The following is an 18713-nucleotide window of genomic DNA, read 5'->3' on the forward strand; positions in this document are numbered from 1 at the left end:
ATATCAGTTGCTATAAGGGAGTTGTGTAATAAATCATCTAAGGTTGGTTTCATATGATAAAATCCTCCAATTCCTGCTTCAGATATCTACGTGCACGCATCAGTTTACTTTTCACATTACTGATAGAGAGGGACAGCTTTTCTGCAATCTCAGCCACCTTGAAATCTTCCATATAATATAGAAGAATCACGATGCGAAGCTGCTCCGGCAATTTGTATACAGCCTTCCACACGGCTTCCTGCTCTTCTTTGCTTACCATATGCTGCTCTAAATTTTCATCTGCCGAAAATGCTTCCAGTCCCTGCTCCTTCGATATGGGAATCTCCGCTGCGATTCGCTTTCGCCAGGCAAATTTCCGCTTCCGGTTCTGCCAGAGCTTTATGGTAATTCCAAGCAGATAGCTTTTGACATTTCCCTCTTCCTTCCAGTCCTCCTTCTCACACATTGCAAGAAAGGTATCCTGATAGAGTTCTTCTGCCTGTTCCCGGTTCTGTGTCATCCGGATACAAAAAGAATAGATGTCCGTTCCGTATGCCTCAATGTAATGTTCCAGTAATTGTTTGTTCATGTTTCCATTCTCCCAGACCGCGCCGTCATTTGTTTTGGGATGTTTCCCTTACACCTATATATTGTAATAACAGAAGAAACGGTTGCAGTGAAAGTTATTTTTTATTCTCCCACATGACGAATCCGCTCTACCAGAGTGCCATCTCCTTCCATAAATCTGCCTGCTGCCAACGGTACGAAAATGCACAGTGCAAACAGTGTCACTATCATGACAACCACCGGAATGACAGGAATGGAAAATGCTACCTTATGATAATTCATCCGCTGAAACAACAGCACATCAATGCCAAGTCCCACCGTTGCCGTCAGGAAAAGCGAAATTCCCGCATAATACATCCCTTCTGTCAAAAGCAGCCTGCGCTGTTGTTTTCCGGTCATGCCAATGCTTTCTAATATTGCAATTTCCCGCCTTCTGCCGGATATACTGCCAAGCTCTGTATTAATATAATTCATCACACCGATAAATCCCAAAACTATAGCGATTCCCATTCCTAGCTGCCACATCTTCTGTTCTGCCGGCTTCTGCTCTTTGATACCCTTTAACTTGCTGCTCCAGGTAATATTTTTTGCATCCTTAGATTCCTGTATCAGCTCTTTGACTTTCTTTTCTGTTTCCTTATCGTATTCCTCGTCATAAATCACCGATACCTTGTATGTCCACAGGCTCTCTGCCTTATCCTCTAAAAAAGAGTCACTGACTAAAATTATAATCGTCGGTCCCATAGCATTCGGGCCAAGATACGGACTGTCATCCTCCTGTATTCCCGCAACAGATAAACTTACCTCGCTGGGTCCACGATATGGGCTGTCATCCTTCTGCAGCCCTGCAACAGATGTGCTGTATTTCTTTGTTTCCTGCCCCGGAAAATAAAAGCTTATTTTCTTATTTTTGACATCCGCATTGGTATATCCCATATATTGCTGGCATAAAAGGCAGCTTTCCCCTTCCAAAAATGATTTTTCATCAATTGCCGTTTCGTTCTGCTGATTGATATAATGAAATGTTTTTTCATCGATTCCAACCACCAGCGCCATAAAATCTTCCGGATTCTGCTGATATTCTTCTCTTACATCGTCATATTTTATATACATCCACTGGTCATAGAAATCACGCATCCACTGATCCGAAAAATCCGGCTCCCAGGGTACGACGATTGTACTGTAATCTAATTTGTGGATTTCCTTTACTCCATCTATTTTGGAAAGTTTATCACAAAATGTGTCATCGAAAGACTGTTTCCAGTCTGATGTATCAGCCACCATACTCTTATTGGTCAGTTCCATATCAGCATCCATATATTGTAACTCTGCCGTCCGTTTGCTCTGACTTCCCGCCAGCGTTACCACACATAGAAATACAGTCAGACTGGTTGATAGCGAAAGGATGACAAGGATTGTTTTCTTCTTCATACGGCACAGCTGCTGCCATGCCAGACGGTAAATAATATTTTTCCCGGTTCGTTTTTTCTTTCCGGTATAGACTACCTTCGAAGTCTGATATCCCAGTGCCTCCATGACAGAAATGCGCTCTGCTACTCTTACCGGCTTACGGCTGGCAATATAGACGGTTACTGCCATAATAGCAATCGTCAGCACCAGAAATTCCGGTTTTATCGTTACAGCCATCTTTTCTGAGCGAAGTCCCAGTACCCGGATTGTTCCGGGAATCACAAGATAGGACGTCAGAAATCCTAAAACTATTCCCATTAAAATTCCGATTCCACTTAGAATAATCTGTTTCTGCCACAACAGCCGGTGCATCTGGCTTTCTGTCATTCCAACAGCACGAAGCAATCCATAATAGCGGATATTATCTTCTATGGATAAATACATGATATTGTAAATCAGTAAATAGGCACTGAGGCAGGTTAACATAATGATTCCTATCATTCCAAGAAAAATTCCCTTTACCTTATCACAGTCCCACGTTGTCTGAATGTTCTGCTTCCGTTCCAGATTTAATTCTTCTTTCAGCCGGTTCTCTATCCGGTCTGATGCAAACCAGAAGCGATATTGATAGTAGAGAATGCCACAGCCATAGTCTGCCTGGCTGTAGCCTGCCTGTTCAAACACCTCTTCCGTCACGAAACAGTTGGCAGTTTCTTCATAGTCATCTATGATGCCCGTAATTTTCATGGGCTTTTCTACCTGGGTTCCATCTTTCTTCTGATAGCTTAAAAGCAGCGTATCTCCAATTGTAAGATTTTCCAACTTCCGCTTTTCCAACAGCGTCTTTGTAACCATCACCTCATCGGCTGTCTCAGGATACCTTCCCTCCTGATGCAGAATGCCGGGCTGATGCATTTTCTCCCGGTAATTTTTATCCTCATATATGATAGAAATATTCTTTTCACCGATGTTTCCCAGCATAAATTCTGTAATTCCAACTACCTCAATACCAGGATCTGCTTTTACTGTTTCTTCCTGCTCCTTTGTAACTCCACCCATCAGAATTCCATCATAGAGTTCCCCCACAGAATGCAGCCGCCAGACATACTGCATATGCATGTAGGAAGCCCCTGTCTGCATAACCGTAAACAGCATCAGCACCGCCAATACAATTGCCACAAGATACAGGCTGTTTTTCTTTCTGTTGCTCCTTATGGAACGGACTGCCATCTTACGGATGACAGCCTGATTATTATTTTTAAGCATAGAGCTTTCGTTCCTTCCTGATTTTCCCATCTTCCATGTATACAATCCGGTCTGACAACTGCGCCACGTCCATGTCATGGGTAATCAGAATTGTAGTCTGCTGATATTTTCGTGCCACTGTTTTTAACAATCCCATAACATCATGGCTGGTCTGTGTATCAAGATTTCCCGTGGGTTCATCCGCTAAGAGAATAGCCGGCTTATAGGATAATGCCCGGGCAATTGCTGTTCTCTGCTGCTGACCGCCGGATAACGTATCCGGCAGTGCATCCCGCTTATCTTCTATTTTCAGTTGCCTTAACAATTCTTCTATATATGCCTTGTCCACATAACCTCCATCCAGCTCGATGGGCAGCACAATATTCTCATACACACTCAAATCAGGAATCAGGTTATAGCTTTGAAATACTACACCAACCTTCCTTCTTCGAAAGACTGCCTGCTCTTCCCTCGTCATTGATGCAAGGCTTTTCCCATCAATATAGACTTCTCCGGATGTTGGCACATCCAATGCTCCTAACATATGCAGCAGCGTACTTTTCCCGCTTCCGGACTTTCCGGTGATTGCCACAAATTCTCCCTCTTTTACGGTAAGGTTCACTCCATCTAAGGCCTTTACCGTATGGGTTCCCAACGGATAATATTTCTTTAACTCCTCTGTCCGTACTACTTCTTTTATTTCATTGGCAGATAAATGCAAAATTCTGCCCCCTTTCCACTTTCTGAATGCACTTCCATATAGCCGTCCTGCATCGTCACAATCTTTCGTGCCAGATACAGACCAATCCCGATTCCATCCTCATCATGGACTTCCGGTTCCCGGTAAAACCTTTGAAAAATCTGTGCCTGATGTTCCGCAGGGATTCCCCTTCCGGTATCCCGGATGCTGATTTTTCCAAAAACCTCCTGTTCCATTACTGAAATATAGATGCTTCCCCCTTTTGGAGTATATTTCACTGCATTCTCTAAAAGATTAAAAATTGCTTCCTGTGTCCACTTGGCATCGCAAAACAGTTTCAATGTCTCCGGGCAGTCCACATGGACAGAAATCTCTTTTGCTTCCGCTCCCGGTACCACTGCCGCAACCGCTAGTCCTAACACTTCAAAAATCTTTGTGTCCTTTTCACATATTTCTATGATTCCGGTTTCCAGGCGCGAAAGCTTCACCAGACTCTGCATCAGGAAATCCAGCCGTTCTGTCTGTTTTATCAGCTTTCCAATACACTCCTGCCGCCGCACCTTATCTTCCTGTTCCTCTTCTAAAATTTCCAGATATATTTTAATATTCGCCATTGGCGTTCTACCCTGATGGGAAATATCAGAAATCAACTCTTTTATCTGTTCTTTTTCCTTATGGCTCTGTCGGTTCTTCCTGTTCCAAACATCCATAAGCTCCTGCAAATCCTGATAAATCTTATCCCAAAGGCTGTCCTTAAACTCCGCTTCATTTCCAATGTCTTCGCCTGCTTTCATCAGCGTCAGACACCGCTGTAGTTCTTCCGTAAAATCATAGATTTCCTTCTTCTGCCGATACAGTCTGACTAGAAGATAACTTATCACAATGCCACAGCCTGCTATTATTCCTATCGCAACCATTGATATCCCATCCCATATACATTTGAAATATATTTGTGTTCCGCATCCTCTATCTTTCCACGGAGCCGGTTCACATTGACTGCCAGTGTGTGTCGGTCCACATATGCTTCATCACAGTCCCACAATTGCTCTAACAGCACATTATAAGAAAGCAGCTGTCCTGCATGTTCAATAAATAAGCGTAACATCCGAAATTCTGTAGGTGTTACCATGCACTCTTTCCCCTCTATTTCTACCTTGACCCGGTCAAAGTCTATCCGCAGATATCCATCTTCATAAATATTTCTTGGATTTTCCGTCTCCCGTTTTAAAATGACCGCTATCTTCTTTAGCAGAATATGTATGGAAAATGGCTTTGTCACATAATCCTCTGCTCCCAGTTCATACCCGGATAATACATCTTCTTCCAAATCTCTTGCCGTAAGAAACATGGTCTTCACTTTCCTGCGCTCCATAATCCATTTACAAAAGCCAAAGCCCTCTCCATCCGGAAGATTTACATCCAGTATCATAAGCGAATATTCCTGCTGCAAACCCGCAAGCTTTGCCTCCTGAATGGAATAGGCACTTTCTGTCTCATACCCTGCCTGCTGCAGTGCAAAGCAAATTCCCTGGTTCAGTTCCCGGTCATCTTCCACTACTAATATTCTATCCATCTTCCCTAAACATCCTTTTTCTTATCTGTTGTCATTCGTTTTTTTCTTTTCTACTTTTCCCCGGTTCATTCCTATGTCTCATTATACAAATGCTTCCTACGTCGCGCAACGAATAGATTGTCACAGTTTTGTGATAAATGATTGAGGATAGAAAAAAGCAGGAATTACACTTTCATAATCCTGCTTTCTACTTTATCAATATTTCTTTGTCAATATTTCTTTTTCAATCTTCTGTTATTCTGTTACTTTTTCAATCCTTCCGGAATCGGTCTTCTTTTTGCGCTGAATTCACTTACATCAATCCGAATCACATTGACAATGGATACCAGTTCTTCATTAAAAGTAAAATCGCCTCCGGTCTGGCATTTCATCAAAATGGAAAGTGCCTGCATTTTCTCATTTACATCCTCTACGATAACAGCTTTCCCTTTTCCCATAACACAGGAATAGGAATTACCATACTGACATGCCACCTTTCCTTCAAATGGCACCACATCACACTCCATTTCAAAGCATACCTTCGGATTCTTCTCTATCAAATCATACTTATAACCCTTCTTTGCTCCATGAAGGTAAATCACCATTTTCCCATCTTCATAGGTATAGCCGTAATTCATCGGTAACACATAAGGCTGGTCACCATCCACAAGTCCCACATGCACAATCTTGCAGGCATCCATAATCTTAAGGATTTCATTTATATCTGTTACTTCACGTTCTCTTCTTGTCATGCTTTTTCTCCTCCAAGTACATCAAACATATCTTTCTTTTCTTCTATACACTGTAATAAAACTGCTAAATATTCGTCTTGTTCATTAAACTCTAATTCCATTTCTCCATTTGGATCATAACCAAAAATACCTTCATACTCTTCTCTTGCTTTTTTTAATTCACCTGTTTCTTTTCCATAATACATTATTTCATCTTCCTTTCAATCTTTATATGTTTCTCCAAAGATTTTTGAAAGCCTTCCTAACACCTCATTGTCTTAATCATAAAGCATTCTACCTAATTACGCAAACGCTTCTTTTTCTCCTTTTGAAGATGAAATGAAGACGAAGATATTCAAAAATGCCCTTGAAGATGTGGTGAAGATGAATATTTGGGCTTACTTAGCACTGCTTCCGATTACTCACAAAAATGGCGGAAACACTGTATTTATCAGTATTTCCGCCATTTTTAACTACTGAGACATCGGGGATTCGAACCCCGGACAACTTGATTAAAAGTCAAGTGCTCTACCAACTGAGCTAATATCCCATACATATTTAGTTCGATAAGTGCTCTTTCCAAATCCTTTTGGAATCCTTCAAGATACATCACAGCTTAACTGGGCTAGTTGGATTCGAACCAACGTATGCAGCAGTCAAAGTGCTGTGCCTTACCGCTTGGCGATAGCCCATCAATTTTACAAAAGATGCTCTAACCATCGCATCAAGGTGGATACAGGGATTCGAACCCTGGGCCTCCAGAGCCACAATCTGGCGCGCTAACCAACTGCGCTATACCCACCATAAGATTCCGGCCATCAGGCGGTCTCTCTTCCCTCTTGGGAAAATGTGCTCGAAGGGATTCGAACCCCCGACCCACGGCTTAGAAGGCCGTTGCTCTATCCAGCTGAGCTACGAACACATATCTAATTTTCCAATTAGAAAGCGGGTGATGGGAATCGAACCCACGTATCCAGCTTGGAAGGCTGGTGTTCTACCATTGAACTACACCCGCATGAAGTCGGGGTGACAGGATTCGAACCTGCGACCTCCTGGTCCCAAACCAGGCGCTCTAGCCAAGCTGAGCCACACCCCGTCAACGCTATTTAAATTTCTTTTTCCGTGACGCAAGACATATTATATTATAGCATATACCAATTGTCAACATTTATTTTCAAATTTTTTCAAAAAATTTTTACAACTCCGAATCTTGCCCCAATTTATAAAGGTTTTTTTGATTTTTCTTCTTCAGAAAGATATTTGAGCTGATAGTCCGGAGTACCATTTGCGTCGATTTCCATCACGATATAAGACGGCAGATGTCCATCCTGACGAGGATATGATGTGCTGCCCGGATTCAATGCCACTACACCATGATCCTTTTCTATAAGCGGTCTGTGGGTGTGTCCGAACATTACAATATCCATGCCTCTTCCCCTTGCCTCTTTCTTGATATCCTCCAGGCCGGCAGAAACATAATAGTAATGTCCATGGGTAATCAATGCCTTTAATCCTCCGATTTCAATTTCCTTTTCTTTCGGAAGTTCAGAGAAAAAGTCATTATTTCCTGCCACAATGTCCAGTGGACATCCTGCCAGTTCCGCAATATAGTCCTCATAACCTTCTGCATCTCCCAGATGAATCATACGGTCAAAAGGTCTTTCTTTTTCCATAATCGTTATCAGATTTTCATGTTTCTTATGGGTATCACTTACTATCAATACTCTCATCTTTTATCTTCCTTTATGATAAACCTTTTCCCATGAGTGCTTCTTTCATTGCGCGTAATGCTTTTCCACGATGGCTCATTTCATTCTTCTTATCCGGTGGCAAGCTTGCTGTGGAGCAGTTATATTCATCCACATAAAAGATTGGATCATAGCCAAATCCATTTTCACCCTGAGGCTCAAATCCAATATATCCCTCAATTGTCTCACGGGTTACCAGTGTTTCTTTATCCGGTAATACAGCCGCAATTGCACATACAAAGCGTGCGGTCCGCTGTTCCTTTGGTACTCCATTCAGACGGTCCAAAAGATTCTGGTTTTTTATGGTATAAGAGGTATCTTCTCCCATATAACGGGCGGAATATACACCCGGTTCCTTATTCAGATAATCAATTTCCAGACCAGAATCATCAGCTAAAACAATAGCATCTGTATATGCTGCCACAGCATTTGCCTTAATCAGTGCATTTTCTTCAAAAGTAGTTCCATTTTCTTCAATATCCACACTGATTCCGGCTTCTTTCATAGAAAGAATCTCTACATCAAGATCCGATAAAATCATGCGGATTTCTTTCATCTTGTCCTTGTTTCCTGTTGCAAATATTATTTTATTCATCTTAATATCCCTCCTGAAATGCCCGGTAAATTGCATTATAAATTGCCTGTGCTGCCTCTTTCTGATATGCTTCATCATTCAACCGGTTCAGTTCATCCTGATTTGTCATAAAGCCTACTTCTATCAATGCTACCGGCATCTCTGCTGTTCGTATAATATAAATCTCGTGTCCTTTTACAATTCCCTTACTGGTACTTCCTAACGCCGCTGTCATTTCTTCTAAGCAAATCTGGGCTAACTGCATACTTCCATTTTCCTCAGATGCCTTCTCTTCATCATACATGACTGCTGTTCCGTTGATACTGGACATTCTTCCGCTCTTGGTAGAATTATTATGTACGCTGATAAAGAGGTCTGCCCCGGCTTTATTTGCCATATCTACACGCTGTTCAAGACTTGGATTGCTGTCATCCGTTCTCGTATAGTAGACTCCGACGCTCTCATCTCCTGCTTCATCAAATAATTCCTTTACTTTAAGCACTATAGCAAGGTCAATATCTTTCTCATTAATGCCCTGCTTTGTAGCTCCCGGTGCATTTCCACCATGTCCTGCATCTATTACCACAACTTTATCATAGACTTCATGTGGTGTCAAAAAATCCATATAAATATAATGCTCGTCAGATGTCTTTTGTAATTCCACCACACTATCTAAAGAGATCTCAATTACACCATATTCCGGCTCACTTTCATAAGTCAGATTATCTATATGATAGCTCTTTCCTATCATGGGATAGTTATAAAGATAATTCTCATCTGCTCCCGGAATTTTAATGATAATGGTCTGGGTCAGATAGTCATTTTCTACGCTGACATCTTCCGGTGTCACATTTTCCGGTAACGCAATACGAAGCTGCTGGTCAAAGCTGATGCCCTCCTGGCTGTCTACATTTGCCGTATTATACTGCAGCATTTCCAGCGCATCCATATTTTCCTTGCGCTCGATGGCTTCCTGTGCCCGAAGTTCCCTGTTTTCCTCTGCCCGGATATGAAGTTGTGGAAAAAACAGCAGCGTTCCTGCCACAATAATGCTTATGGCAGTAATAATCACGGTAGCTGCTTTAATAACTTTCTCTTCCATCCCGCTCTGACTTACCTTTCTTTTGCATATGCTTTTATACAAAGATTTGCAGACTGGGTTTCTTCTACATTTTCCCAGTTTTTGCCGTTGGTACTGATATATCCCTCTCCATCGGAAAGATCTACGTTTCTGGTTGATTCATCTGCCTTATATTCAATTGCCATTGGATGCACGGAATCCGGAGTCTTTATCATCAGTACAATGGCAAATTTTTCTCCCTTGTTCACTGCAATTTTCTTATCAAAAGTAACGGTATAGAAACCTGCATTATCAAACTTTCCGGAAGCTACTTTCTGCCGTTTGGACAGACTTTCCCTTCCATCATAGTCCTTTACTACATATACTTCATATTCCGTATTTTTCCCGGTTGCATAGAAGCCTGCTGCCTCTAAATTTTCATTGCTTTCCGCTGTATATACATTTGCTCCATAAATGGTATCACGGTTGTATCCCAGCTGACCGACCCAGCCACATAAATCGGACTGATAAATCATATCATAATTATCGGTATCTTCTACTCCGGTATAAACCAGATTGTGAATTCCTACATTGGTATCATAATAAGAGACATAGAATACTCCATTGTCTCCAAAATCTTTTCCCCAGCTGTTCTGGCAGATAAATGCACCGTCTCCCTCTAAATCTCCCGGGAAATTCTCTTTCGCATAACTGTCATCCCAGCCAATAATCGCCACATCATGATTCGGCTTTTCTGAACCAACATAGCAATAAGAATTGGTCTCCTGATTAAAATATTCGGAACGGCTGTTGACATTCTGCAATGTACTGTAAATAGAAGTCTCGACTGCACCATATTTAAAAACTGCCTCTTTAATCTTCTCCAAATCCTTGCTTTCAATAATCTGTGCTTCCTGCACATGTTTGACCGGAGCTAAATTCTTTGTCAGCTCACCGTCATATGGGTCGTCCTTTTCCAATACAGGACCCTGCCATGCAGTCAGATATGCCAGACTCATAGTATACTCCCCACCATCATTCTGTCCTAAGCCAAAACTGTTTCCAAGACTCATGTTATCGGTGGAAAATATATCATTTTCTTCCGGAAGCAGCATGGATTCCAGTGCTGCCAGAGAAGATGCAGCCCAGCAGGTTCCCTTATTTCCCTGGTTCTTCACCTGCGGTGCTCTTCCTTTCTCCCGCAAGTCATAATGAGATGGCAGAATGCTTGTCTCAGAAGAAGTATTCACCACCACTGCTTCATTTTTATTAACATCCCATGCATAAGAATAACCAAGCTTCGAGGCAATGACCTCTGCCGGCACATAATAACGGTCATCAATCCGTGTCAATGTAGAAGAAAATTTCTCCTTCTCATCATTTATCTGTACTTCCTGGTCATCTAAGCTCATCCACAAGCTGTCTGAATATTTTTCTATCAAAAGAGCCGTGTCATCGTAAAGATGCACGCTGCAGTTATAACTGTCCCGGATCAAGTCCAATGGTACCATCAGATTCAGATTTTCATCCATATAGATTCCATTGTCCTTGTTGGTATATACTTTATTATCAATCGCTACCGTAAGATTCTTCTCATTGATGCTTTTTGCAATCAGAGGGTTCCAGTCGCTGCTCTGCAAATCTGCACCACGGAACTGTCCGATTTCTTCGGTTACACCCTTAAAATTGGCAAATTTCAGTATCAATGCAAGAACTAAAAGTAACGTGAATACTACATATCTCTTAGAATAACGTACTTTTTCCCTCACTCTTTTGTCCCTTTCCGTTTTGGTGGCTTCGGTCCCATGAACTGATAGAAATATGTCTTTAACATTCCATTATAAATCTTGCGGTTTTTATCCGGTTTTCTTCCGATATCCTTTGGTGCATTCTCATAGCTGGTAATCAGGTACATAGACCATGAATCCAGCCTTCTGTATGCCTCACCAATTGTCCGGTATAATTCCGGCAATGCCGCCTTTTCTTCCAATCGCTCACCATATGGCGGATTGGATATGATAAAACCGTATTTTTTCGGATGGTTCAACTGGCTTACCGGTCTCTGCTGGAAATGAATCATGCCATCCACACCGGCACGCTTTGCATTTTCTCTTGCTGCACGCACAATTTCTTCATCAATATCATATCCCTGGATATCCACCTTAATATTGGTATCCACCATTTCCTGGGCTTCATTTACTGTATCGTACCAGAGCTGACGCGGTATCAGGTTTGTCCACTGCTCTGCTAGGAAACTACGGTTCATGCCCGGTGCTATATTGGCTGCAATCATTGCTGCTTCAATCGGAAATGTTCCACTTCCGCAGAATGGATCTACTAAAATTCTGTCCCTATTCCATGGTGTCAGCATTATCAATGCTGCTGCAAGGGTCTCTGTGATTGGTGCCTTACTGGTAAGAGTCCGGTAGCCTCTCTTATGTAAAGATTCTCCGGAGGTATCTAATGCTGCCATTACTTCATCCTTCAACAGGAAAATTCGTACCGGATAGGATGCACCACTTTCTTCAAACCAATTGGTATGATATTTCTGTTTCAGCCGTTCTACCATTGCCTTCTTAACAATAGACTGGATGTCTGACGGACTGAACAATTTACTCTTTATGGAAGAAGCCTTGGTGACCCAGAATTTACCATTTTCCGGAATATACTCTTCCCATGGAAGTGCCTTGATTCCTTCAAATAATTCATCAAATGTCTCCGCTTTAAATTTTCCTACCCGAAGCAGCACACGCTCCGTTGTACGCAGGAAAATATTTGCACGGCAGATTGCCTCTGCATCACCAATGAAAGTCACTCTTCCATCTTCCACCTCTGAGATTTCATATCCCAGATCATATATTTCTTTTTTCAAAACTGATTCTAAGCCAAAATGACATGGCACTGTTAATTCGTATGTTTTCATATGTTCTTTCTCCATTATCACTACTATCTTATCTGTTCTAAATGACACTGTCAATGTTCTTTTCTATCCATTTAGTGCATTTAGGCCTCCAATCAGAGTATATATCTGATATCCCTGCCGCGTCAGTCTTTTTGCTGCATACATACTTGTATTTCCATACTCACAACACAGCAGTATCTTGCGATTTTTCGGCAGCTTATGCTCCCAGTGTTCTATCTCATCATAAGGATAACAATGGGCATTTCTCAAATGAAATACCTGAAAATCCTCCCTGCTTCTCAAATCAACAATATATATCTGTGGATCATCTTTTAGTTTCCATAATTCCGCTACACTGATAGCCGTAAATCTCATATGCCATCTCCCCCAAAAATCTCCTGACTTTTTCTGCTATGAAAAAACAGATTACAAAGTGTTCCTTGTAATCTGTTTCTTATTTTAATATATGCAGTTTTTCAATAAGATTGACCTAGTAATTGCATTTGTTGGATGTCTTGTTATCCGCCTTGTTATCACTTCTGTTGCTGGTCCTATTGCCTGCTTTGTTGCCGGTTTTGTTATCCGCATTTTCAAAGTCATTATCAGCATTCATTGTGCGGTTTACATTGCTTGTTTTGTTTTTTGCATTATCTGCATTTTTTGCCATAATATCGCCTCCTTTTTTTATCAGATACTTTTTCTTTTGATTCTCTGATACAGTGATATTATTTCTTAATTTCTTATTATTATTCTCATTTGCATTGCATTTTAAAAACTTTTATATTATAATTTTTTTCGTATAAGAATTGTTTTTTTATACAGTTATACCCCTTATTAATTATTTATACTCCCCTCAAGAAAGCCACAGGAATCCTAAGATTCATGTGGCTTTCTTATTTACACGAGTAGCTCGCAAAACGTATTTCTCGTAGTTATTGTTCTTTACATATTATAGAAATTCATATTTTCCTGCAGTTCCATATTCATCTCGCCGCCGTTCTTCTCATATCTGGTACGGAATCCATCGATATGACGCAGTTTACGTTCCTGGAATATTTTAAACCGGCTGATCATATCCTGATACATCGGGTTTGCCTCTAATGCATCCCTGTATTTCTTGGCAAACGGACAATAACGGAACAGAATATCCCTTGCTACACGGTTCAGGCGGAAACTGCCGCCTGCCTCGTATTTAATCCATCCGATATAATCAGAAATAAATACTTCACGATAGTTATTCTTTGACTTCCAGAGTGTATTCTTAATCTTCTCCTTTGCCTCTGTGGATAAATCACGGTTTTTCCGATAGTACTGGATATAATCACAATATTCTGAAGTAAGGGATTTCTCTGTAATATCATTCCAACGCATTCCCTGTATCTTACGGCACATTTCCCAACGGAATCTTCCGCAGGTCTCTATCATCATATCCTGCAGGCTGTAGATAGTCATAACCGGGAAAACAAATCGGGCGGATGTATCACGTTTTACTCCGGCAGTCTCCTGCCACATCATTGCTTTCATTCCCACATTCGGCATCAGAATAACATCTGGAAATACTTCTTTTTGCACCGGTTCAGCATTTACACCATGCATCGGATCTGAAAAAATCACTTCACGGTAGAACAACGAATAATCAACTTCACGGACTTTTTTGATTGCCTCCTCAATCCGCTCTGCAGTCACCAGCATCTTCTCTGTTTCCTGCACCATGTCATGCTTGCTCAGAATCGGACAGAAGGTACTTACTTTTCCATAAGTTGCCCGGTTCGTTGACACAAACATATTATTCATCTCATATTTGGTCTTTTCCCAGCAGTCTGTTTTCAACCGCTCCATTCCTGCTGCATCCAGCTTACCCATCCGCTTCTGCTCTGCCAGATATCCATTATAATCCAGGTCAAATTCATTCCGGCTTGGTTCATTCTTTCCTTCATAGATGCTCTTTAGCCACTCAAACATGGTATAGACATGGTCGCTTTTACACTTGAACAGTTTATCTGTCAAATCATAAAGTTCATTAGCGGTATCTTCTCCTACCATTCCCACATCCATAAATCCAAAATTCAAAAACATCTGAATAACCGGGTCTAGGTCATCCGCATCTTTCATGGCATGCTTAAATACATTTTTATAAGTAGCATAGAATAATGCTGTCAACTCTTTCCGAAGTTTTCTCGTTTTCTCATCATTATCAAAATTATCCGGAATTGCATCATATTCATGCATTTTGCTTCGAATTTTATGTACATCCTCTGCTGCCACTCCTGCATATTCTAAGATATGTACCAGACAGTCCTCTGTTTCTTCTTCCTCTTCTCCATCGGTTTCCGCATATTCCTGTTCCAGTAAATCTTCCGTTCCCTGAACCAGCTTATCCTCTGCCTGCGGCTTTGGTACTTCACCAATCAGTTCTCCTGCAAAGTTATATATTGCATCTGCCTTTATCTTTATATTGCTAAAATCATAAGTCTGATATTCCGTAATTCGTTTGTCCCGTTCTCCTGCATCTCCCAGACGGTTGTCCTTGATAAACTGTAACAATGGCTCTATTGCCTGTCGTATTTCCTCGATGTCAGCTCCACTTGCTGCTGCACGGGCTGCCATGTCAAAATAAAGCTGTAATAAATCCATTCGATTGATATCCAGATACAGATTTACATGCTCCTGTAAATATTCTTTTGCATGGTCAATCTCTCTTACCGCTTTGCACATAGCTCTTGCTGCCTGCATAATCTGTCCCGTCAGCAAATCCTCTTTCTGCTGAAAGAAATCCATAGTTCCACTATTCCCAAGTTCTGCCAGTTCATGGAAATAATCCGCTTCCCATTTCGGTGCCATATTGGTTCTTACATAAGGCTGCAGGCTCTCTATTCTCCGGAAACTTTTCTCCTGAATGCAATATTTTCTACATAACTCCTGATATTTCTGATACATTGCCAGTGCAAAGCTATAATATTTTTCTGTACTGTTTTGAAATCTCTGGTTTCGTCCAAGCATATGGTCTGCCTCACGAATTGCCACAGATAAAAATGCTGCTGCATATTTCGGCTGACTGATAAATATCTTACCAAAGTCCTCCGGAGCATGATAATGAAACGGATAAAGTGTTACATCATCCGCTGCCACATAATCTGCTATATATTCTTCTTCTGCACAATCCATCAGACCTATTATATTACCGCTTCCAATCTGCACTTCTTCCAGCTTAGACACCTGTCTCACTGTTCCATGAATTACCATATACAGTGCATTTACCGCTGTTCCATGCTTGATAAAGCATTTCCCTGCCGGGACCTTAATCATTGCCATAACACCAATTCCTCTGTTATTTCTATATTAAAATTACTTTATTATACTTGCTTATTAAAATCTTTTGTTCATACCCATTGCTATAAATAAAAAGAAAATGATTGCTACCGGAAGCAGAACCGGAAGTAAAAATGCAACTACCTGTGCAAGCAGAATTATAAGCAAAATTACAAACAGAAATACTGCCGCTAATATAAGCCAGATTCGAATTTTAATCTTCTTAAAAGAATACTCTCCGGAAGCTGTTTCCTGCCCATCCATTCCCTTTTGTGGTTCTGCTGTAGTTTTCTCTGCCGTTGCATTTTCTGCATCAATTATGCTTTTTGCAAGAAGTCTTGGATTTCCTAATTCTGCAATTACTTCAGCCTCCGTCTTTCCTTTATGAGATTCTGTAAGAATATATTCTTCATAATAGCGGAGATTATCATTCACCGCCTGCTGGCTTACCCTTCCCTGCAAAGCCTTTCTTAATTCTGTTAGGAATTCCTCTCTTGACATTTATTTTCCTCAACTCTTCTATTCCATTACTTTTTTGTTTTATTTTTTTATATAGTAGGAATTAGTTATTCTTCCGCTATAAATCAAATAATCAATTCCTACGCTTGTGCCAGAACTGCTCTCACGTTTAATCCAGTCTCCGTCACGCGTATAAGTTCCTTCCGATACATCTCCATTATCATCCTGTACATAAGTTCCATCCGCTTTAAAGGTAATGGAATATACCACATTATTACTATTCTTAAATGTACAGGTAGCATCAAAAGTATCTCCATCCGGTATCTCACCTTCATATAAATAATCTTTTGCAATCAGGTATTTTCCCTGTTTTACAAGATTCTGTACATCGCCACCATCGGAGGTCAGTGTAAGCTTATTTCCATCCATGACAAATGTTCCTGATGCCAGCTCTACTGCCTTGTCTCCCACACTGATATTCTCTTTATAAGTATTATTCTTTTCATTAAATGTAATTTCAAAAACAGTCGATGAATTATCGCTTGACATAATTTCACATGAATAAGTTCCAAGACTTCCACTATCCTTTGTCTTTACAGCAATTACCGCTACAATGGCTACTACTATAATAAGCACTGCTGCAAGAACTGATGTAAGCTTTGCATTCGCCTTTTTACTCTCATTCTTCATTAATAAATCAGTCCTCTCTGAAAAGATTTTTCACTTCTATATCATATATTTTTTATGCAAAACTGTCAAGAAAATGTAGTTATTGCAAACATTTTTCGCCATTCTGATAGAAATTCTCCATCATCTCCCTGGTAAGACTGATTTTATCATCCATGCCTGCAACCTGTTCTCTTGGTACCCATTCAGCCAGTGAAAGTTCATTCTTATCTAAAGTAATGGCATCTGTTCCTTCCACTCTGGCATAAAATCCCATCAGAAGATTGGAATCAAAGCCCCATGGCTGACTCTTATAGTATACAATATCCTTTACTTTCAATCCTACTTCTTCCATGACTTCCCTGCGAACTGTCTCTTCCGCAGTTTCGCCAATTTCTGTAAAACCTGCAATCAATGCGTATTTCTTATATTCCCTGTCTGAATATTTTGTCATCAATATTTTATTATCGTATATTACTCCCACAATTACTGCCGGAGCAATTTTCGGATAAACCATATTGCCACAGCATGCACAACGCATCATCCGCTCCTTCGTATCCGGCTGCAATTCCTTTCCGCATCTGCCACAATAACGGTTATCCCGATACCACACATACAAATGATATGCCGTTGCCGCAGCAAAACAATCTTTCTTTGAAACTGTTTCCCGCAGGCTGCGAATCGTAACCCATTCCATATTTCCAATATTATGGTTCTGCTTTTTGCTCTGCCTATTGACCTGCTCATCAAGCTGCTTTTCTACCTCTTTTTCTGCTTCTTCCTTTGTCCATACATTCAGCAGATAATACTGTACATCATCAATAGAAAACAGATATTGCAATCTTTTGTTACCGAATCCGTCAGCCTCTTGTTCTGTCTCTTTTATAAGTTCTTTTGAAAACTCTTTTATATAGAAGAAACTGATTTTAGAATCTTTTTTTACCAGGAGTTTATTTCCCGAAAATAAAAATACGATATCCTTATCCCGGCATTCTCTCTGTTGATATTCATTGTGAAATTTCATTGGTGCAATATCCTGTATCATACCTGCGCCACCCTTTTTTATATAATAAAAAGACCCCAAATCTCTGCTAAACAAAGATTCAAAGTCCTTTTTCCACGTGCGTGAGAAGATTCGAACTCCCGACACCTTGGTCCGTAGCCAAGTGCTCTATCCAGCTGAGCTACACGCACATATTAAATTATTACATACCATCGGTATGAATGCCCGCGACCGGAATCGAACCGGTACTGTGTCACCACAACAGGATTTTAAGTCCTGCGCGTCTGCCAGTTCCGCCACGCGGGCATATGGGACCTACAGGGCTCGAACCTGTGACCCTCTGCTTGTAAGGCAGATGCTCTCCCAGCTGAGCTAAGATCCCAAAACGACCCAAGCGGGACTCGAACCCGCGACCTCCGCCGTGACAGGGCGGCGCTCTAACCAACTGAGCCATTGGGCCAAATAAATTTAAAATAAAAGTGGACCTTCGGGGACTCGAACCCAGGACCGACCGGTTATGAGCCGGTTGCTCTAACCAACTGAGCTAAAGGTCCATATAAAGCCGATGATCGGACTCGAACCGATAACCTGCTGATTACAAATCAGCTGCTCTGCCAATTGAGCCACATCGGCGTATGCCTTCTGCAGACTATGAACCCAGCCTTTCAGCCAATCTTGCAGTTTACAATCCATGAGTTTTCACCCAAGTGACTCCGACGGGAATCGAACCCGTGTTACCGCCGTGAAAGGGCGATGTCTTAACCGCTTGACCACGGAGCCATATATTATTTATCAATGTTGATAAAAA

18 protein-coding genes and 13 tRNA genes are annotated in these 18713 nt (G+C 41.1%); all 31 read right to left on the reverse strand.

The features are described from left to right. Nucleotides 1-49: 49 nt before the first annotated feature. The 31 genes from DWY37_RS14360 to DWY37_RS14505 all read right to left on the reverse strand — a co-directional run bounded on the left by DWY37_RS14360 (nt 50) and on the right by DWY37_RS14505 (nt 18685). Complete coding sequence (locus DWY37_RS14360; protein ID WP_117698520.1) at nt 50-568, reverse strand: RNA polymerase sigma factor; 519 nt, start codon at nt 566-568, stop codon at nt 50-52. A 101-nt stretch (nt 569-669) separates the two neighbouring features. Beyond that, complete coding sequence (locus tag DWY37_RS14365; protein WP_158575695.1) at nt 670-3222, reverse strand: ABC transporter permease; 2553 nt, start codon at nt 3220-3222, stop codon at nt 670-672. After that, nucleotides 3215-3922, reverse strand: a complete 708-nt coding sequence (locus DWY37_RS14370; RefSeq protein ID WP_330408355.1) for an ABC transporter ATP-binding protein — start codon at nt 3920-3922, stop codon at nt 3215-3217. The genes DWY37_RS14365 and DWY37_RS14370 overlap by 8 nt, the downstream gene beginning before the upstream one ends. Next, nucleotides 3898-4818 carry a sensor histidine kinase gene (locus tag DWY37_RS14375; RefSeq protein WP_022243469.1) on the reverse strand — a complete coding sequence of 307 codons (921 nt, stop codon included), beginning with the start codon at nt 4816-4818 and terminating at the stop codon, nt 3898-3900. The genes DWY37_RS14370 and DWY37_RS14375 overlap by 25 nt, the downstream gene beginning before the upstream one ends. Next, the gene (locus tag DWY37_RS14380) at nt 4806-5474 is read right to left on the reverse strand and encodes a response regulator transcription factor (RefSeq protein WP_117698517.1); all 669 of its coding nucleotides are present in this window, start codon (nt 5472-5474) and stop codon (nt 4806-4808) included. Before DWY37_RS14380 ends, DWY37_RS14375 begins: the two co-directional genes overlap by 13 nt. A gap of 242 nt (nt 5475-5716) precedes the next feature. Further along, complete coding sequence (locus tag DWY37_RS14385; RefSeq protein ID WP_117698516.1) at nt 5717-6205, reverse strand: pyridoxamine 5'-phosphate oxidase family protein; 489 nt, start codon at nt 6203-6205, stop codon at nt 5717-5719. Further along, nucleotides 6202-6390, reverse strand: a complete 189-nt coding sequence (locus DWY37_RS14390) for a hypothetical protein (protein WP_117698515.1) — start codon at nt 6388-6390, stop codon at nt 6202-6204. The genes DWY37_RS14385 and DWY37_RS14390 overlap by 4 nt, the downstream gene beginning before the upstream one ends. A 271-nt stretch (nt 6391-6661) precedes the next feature. Continuing rightward, nucleotides 6662-6734: transfer RNA gene (locus DWY37_RS14395), tRNA-Lys, on the reverse strand. A gap of 70 nt (nt 6735-6804) precedes the next feature. Then, nucleotides 6805-6876 (reverse strand) — tRNA-Gln (locus DWY37_RS14400). A gap of 36 nt (nt 6877-6912) precedes the next feature. Continuing rightward, a tRNA-His gene (locus DWY37_RS14405) sits at nt 6913-6986 on the reverse strand. A gap of 46 nt (nt 6987-7032) precedes the next feature. After that, nucleotides 7033-7106 (reverse strand) — tRNA-Arg (locus DWY37_RS14410). 22 nt (nt 7107-7128) lie between these two features. Then, a tRNA-Gly gene (locus DWY37_RS14415) sits at nt 7129-7199 on the reverse strand. 6 nt (nt 7200-7205) lie between these two features. After that, nucleotides 7206-7280: transfer RNA gene (locus DWY37_RS14420), tRNA-Pro, on the reverse strand. A 124-nt stretch (nt 7281-7404) separates the two neighbouring features. After that, nucleotides 7405-7914, reverse strand: coding sequence for a metallophosphoesterase family protein (locus DWY37_RS14425; RefSeq protein ID WP_117698514.1), 510 nt, complete (start codon nt 7912-7914; stop codon nt 7405-7407). 13 nt (nt 7915-7927) lie between these two features. Beyond that, on the reverse strand, nt 7928-8527 hold the full coding sequence (locus DWY37_RS14430) for an XTP/dITP diphosphatase (RefSeq protein WP_117698513.1): 600 nt from the start codon (nt 8525-8527) through the stop codon (nt 7928-7930). 1 nt (nt 8528) lies between these two features. Beyond that, the gene (locus DWY37_RS14435) at nt 8529-9608 is read right to left on the reverse strand and encodes an N-acetylmuramoyl-L-alanine amidase family protein (RefSeq protein ID WP_117698550.1); all 1080 of its coding nucleotides are present in this window, start codon (nt 9606-9608) and stop codon (nt 8529-8531) included. Nucleotides 9609-9619: 11 nt separating this feature from the next. Beyond that, a complete protein-coding gene (locus tag DWY37_RS14440) occupies nt 9620-11335 on the reverse strand; it encodes a lectin like domain-containing protein (protein ID WP_117698512.1) in 1716 nt (571 codons plus the stop codon). Then, entirely contained in the window at nt 11332-12489 is a 1158-nt protein-coding gene (locus DWY37_RS14445) for a THUMP domain-containing class I SAM-dependent RNA methyltransferase (RefSeq protein ID WP_118173534.1), read from the reverse strand. Before DWY37_RS14445 ends, DWY37_RS14440 begins: the two co-directional genes overlap by 4 nt. Nucleotides 12490-12552: 63 nt before the next feature. Beyond that, complete coding sequence (locus DWY37_RS14450) at nt 12553-12843, reverse strand: rhodanese-like domain-containing protein (RefSeq protein ID WP_117698510.1); 291 nt, start codon at nt 12841-12843, stop codon at nt 12553-12555. A gap of 115 nt (nt 12844-12958) precedes the next feature. Beyond that, the gene (locus DWY37_RS15890; RefSeq protein WP_022243479.1) at nt 12959-13135 is read right to left on the reverse strand and encodes a hypothetical protein; all 177 of its coding nucleotides are present in this window, start codon (nt 13133-13135) and stop codon (nt 12959-12961) included. 275 nt (nt 13136-13410) lie between these two features. Further along, on the reverse strand, nt 13411-15780 hold the full coding sequence (locus DWY37_RS14455) for a Crp/Fnr family transcriptional regulator (RefSeq protein ID WP_118173533.1): 2370 nt from the start codon (nt 15778-15780) through the stop codon (nt 13411-13413). Between the two features lie 54 nt (nt 15781-15834). Next, nucleotides 15835-16278 carry a DUF1700 domain-containing protein gene (locus tag DWY37_RS14460; protein WP_117841676.1) on the reverse strand — a complete coding sequence of 148 codons (444 nt, stop codon included), beginning with the start codon at nt 16276-16278 and terminating at the stop codon, nt 15835-15837. A gap of 39 nt (nt 16279-16317) precedes the next feature. Then, nucleotides 16318-16926, reverse strand: a complete 609-nt coding sequence (locus tag DWY37_RS14465; protein WP_117698507.1) for a hypothetical protein — start codon at nt 16924-16926, stop codon at nt 16318-16320. Nucleotides 16927-17005: 79 nt separating this feature from the next. Continuing rightward, complete coding sequence (gene nudC / locus DWY37_RS14470) at nt 17006-17947, reverse strand: NAD(+) diphosphatase (RefSeq protein WP_117841675.1); 942 nt, start codon at nt 17945-17947, stop codon at nt 17006-17008. A gap of 75 nt (nt 17948-18022) precedes the next feature. After that, nucleotides 18023-18096 (reverse strand) — tRNA-Arg (locus DWY37_RS14475). Nucleotides 18097-18127: 31 nt separating this feature from the next. Next, a tRNA-Leu gene (locus tag DWY37_RS14480) sits at nt 18128-18211 on the reverse strand. A gap of 3 nt (nt 18212-18214) precedes the next feature. Next, nucleotides 18215-18287: transfer RNA gene (locus tag DWY37_RS14485), tRNA-Val, on the reverse strand. Between the two features lie 4 nt (nt 18288-18291). Next, nucleotides 18292-18365 (reverse strand) — tRNA-Asp (locus DWY37_RS14490). A gap of 20 nt (nt 18366-18385) precedes the next feature. Further along, a tRNA-Ile gene (locus DWY37_RS14495) sits at nt 18386-18459 on the reverse strand. A 6-nt stretch (nt 18460-18465) separates the two neighbouring features. Next, nucleotides 18466-18538 (reverse strand) — tRNA-Thr (locus tag DWY37_RS14500). Nucleotides 18539-18613: 75 nt separating this feature from the next. After that, nucleotides 18614-18685: transfer RNA gene (locus tag DWY37_RS14505), tRNA-Glu, on the reverse strand. Nucleotides 18686-18713 lie beyond the last annotated feature (28 nt).

The sequence above is a fragment of the Roseburia sp. AF25-13LB genome (assembly GCF_003478915.1).
Classification (GTDB): domain Bacteria; phylum Bacillota; class Clostridia; order Lachnospirales; family Lachnospiraceae; genus Roseburia_C; species Roseburia_C amylophila.

Excerpts from the sequence above, each read along its gene's own strand:
- DWY37_RS14445 (WP_118173534.1), bottom strand. The coding sequence starts at position 12,489 with ATGAAAACATACGAATTAACAGTGCCATGTCATTTTGGCTTAGAATCA.
- DWY37_RS14465 (WP_117698507.1), bottom strand. The coding sequence starts at position 16,926 with ATGAAGAATGAGAGTAAAAAGGCGAATGCAAAGCTTACATCAGTTCTT.
- DWY37_RS14425 (WP_117698514.1), bottom strand. The coding sequence starts at position 7,914 with ATGAGAGTATTGATAGTAAGTGATACCCATAAGAAACATGAAAATCTG.
- DWY37_RS14450 (WP_117698510.1), bottom strand. The coding sequence starts at position 12,843 with ATGAGATTTACGGCTATCAGTGTAGCGGAATTATGGAAACTAAAAGAT.
- DWY37_RS14380 (WP_117698517.1), bottom strand. The coding sequence starts at position 5,474 with ATGGATAGAATATTAGTAGTGGAAGATGACCGGGAACTGAACCAGGGA.
- DWY37_RS14375 (WP_022243469.1), bottom strand. The coding sequence starts at position 4,818 with ATGGTTGCGATAGGAATAATAGCAGGCTGTGGCATTGTGATAAGTTAT.
- DWY37_RS14430 (WP_117698513.1), bottom strand. The coding sequence starts at position 8,527 with ATGAATAAAATAATATTTGCAACAGGAAACAAGGACAAGATGAAAGAA.
- DWY37_RS14455 (WP_118173533.1), bottom strand. The coding sequence starts at position 15,780 with ATGGCAATGATTAAGGTCCCGGCAGGGAAATGCTTTATCAAGCATGGA.
- DWY37_RS14390 (WP_117698515.1), bottom strand. The coding sequence starts at position 6,390 with ATGTATTATGGAAAAGAAACAGGTGAATTAAAAAAAGCAAGAGAAGAG.
- DWY37_RS15890 (WP_022243479.1), bottom strand. The coding sequence starts at position 13,135 with ATGGCAAAAAATGCAGATAATGCAAAAAACAAAACAAGCAATGTAAAC.
- DWY37_RS14435 (WP_117698550.1), bottom strand. The coding sequence starts at position 9,608 with ATGGAAGAGAAAGTTATTAAAGCAGCTACCGTGATTATTACTGCCATA.
- DWY37_RS14365 (WP_158575695.1), bottom strand. The coding sequence starts at position 3,222 with ATGCTTAAAAATAATAATCAGGCTGTCATCCGTAAGATGGCAGTCCGT.
- nudC (WP_117841675.1), bottom strand. The coding sequence starts at position 17,947 with ATGATACAGGATATTGCACCAATGAAATTTCACAATGAATATCAACAG.
- DWY37_RS14460 (WP_117841676.1), bottom strand. The coding sequence starts at position 16,278 with ATGTCAAGAGAGGAATTCCTAACAGAATTAAGAAAGGCTTTGCAGGGA.
- DWY37_RS14360 (WP_117698520.1), bottom strand. The coding sequence starts at position 568 with ATGAACAAACAATTACTGGAACATTACATTGAGGCATACGGAACGGAC.
- DWY37_RS14385 (WP_117698516.1), bottom strand. The coding sequence starts at position 6,205 with ATGACAAGAAGAGAACGTGAAGTAACAGATATAAATGAAATCCTTAAG.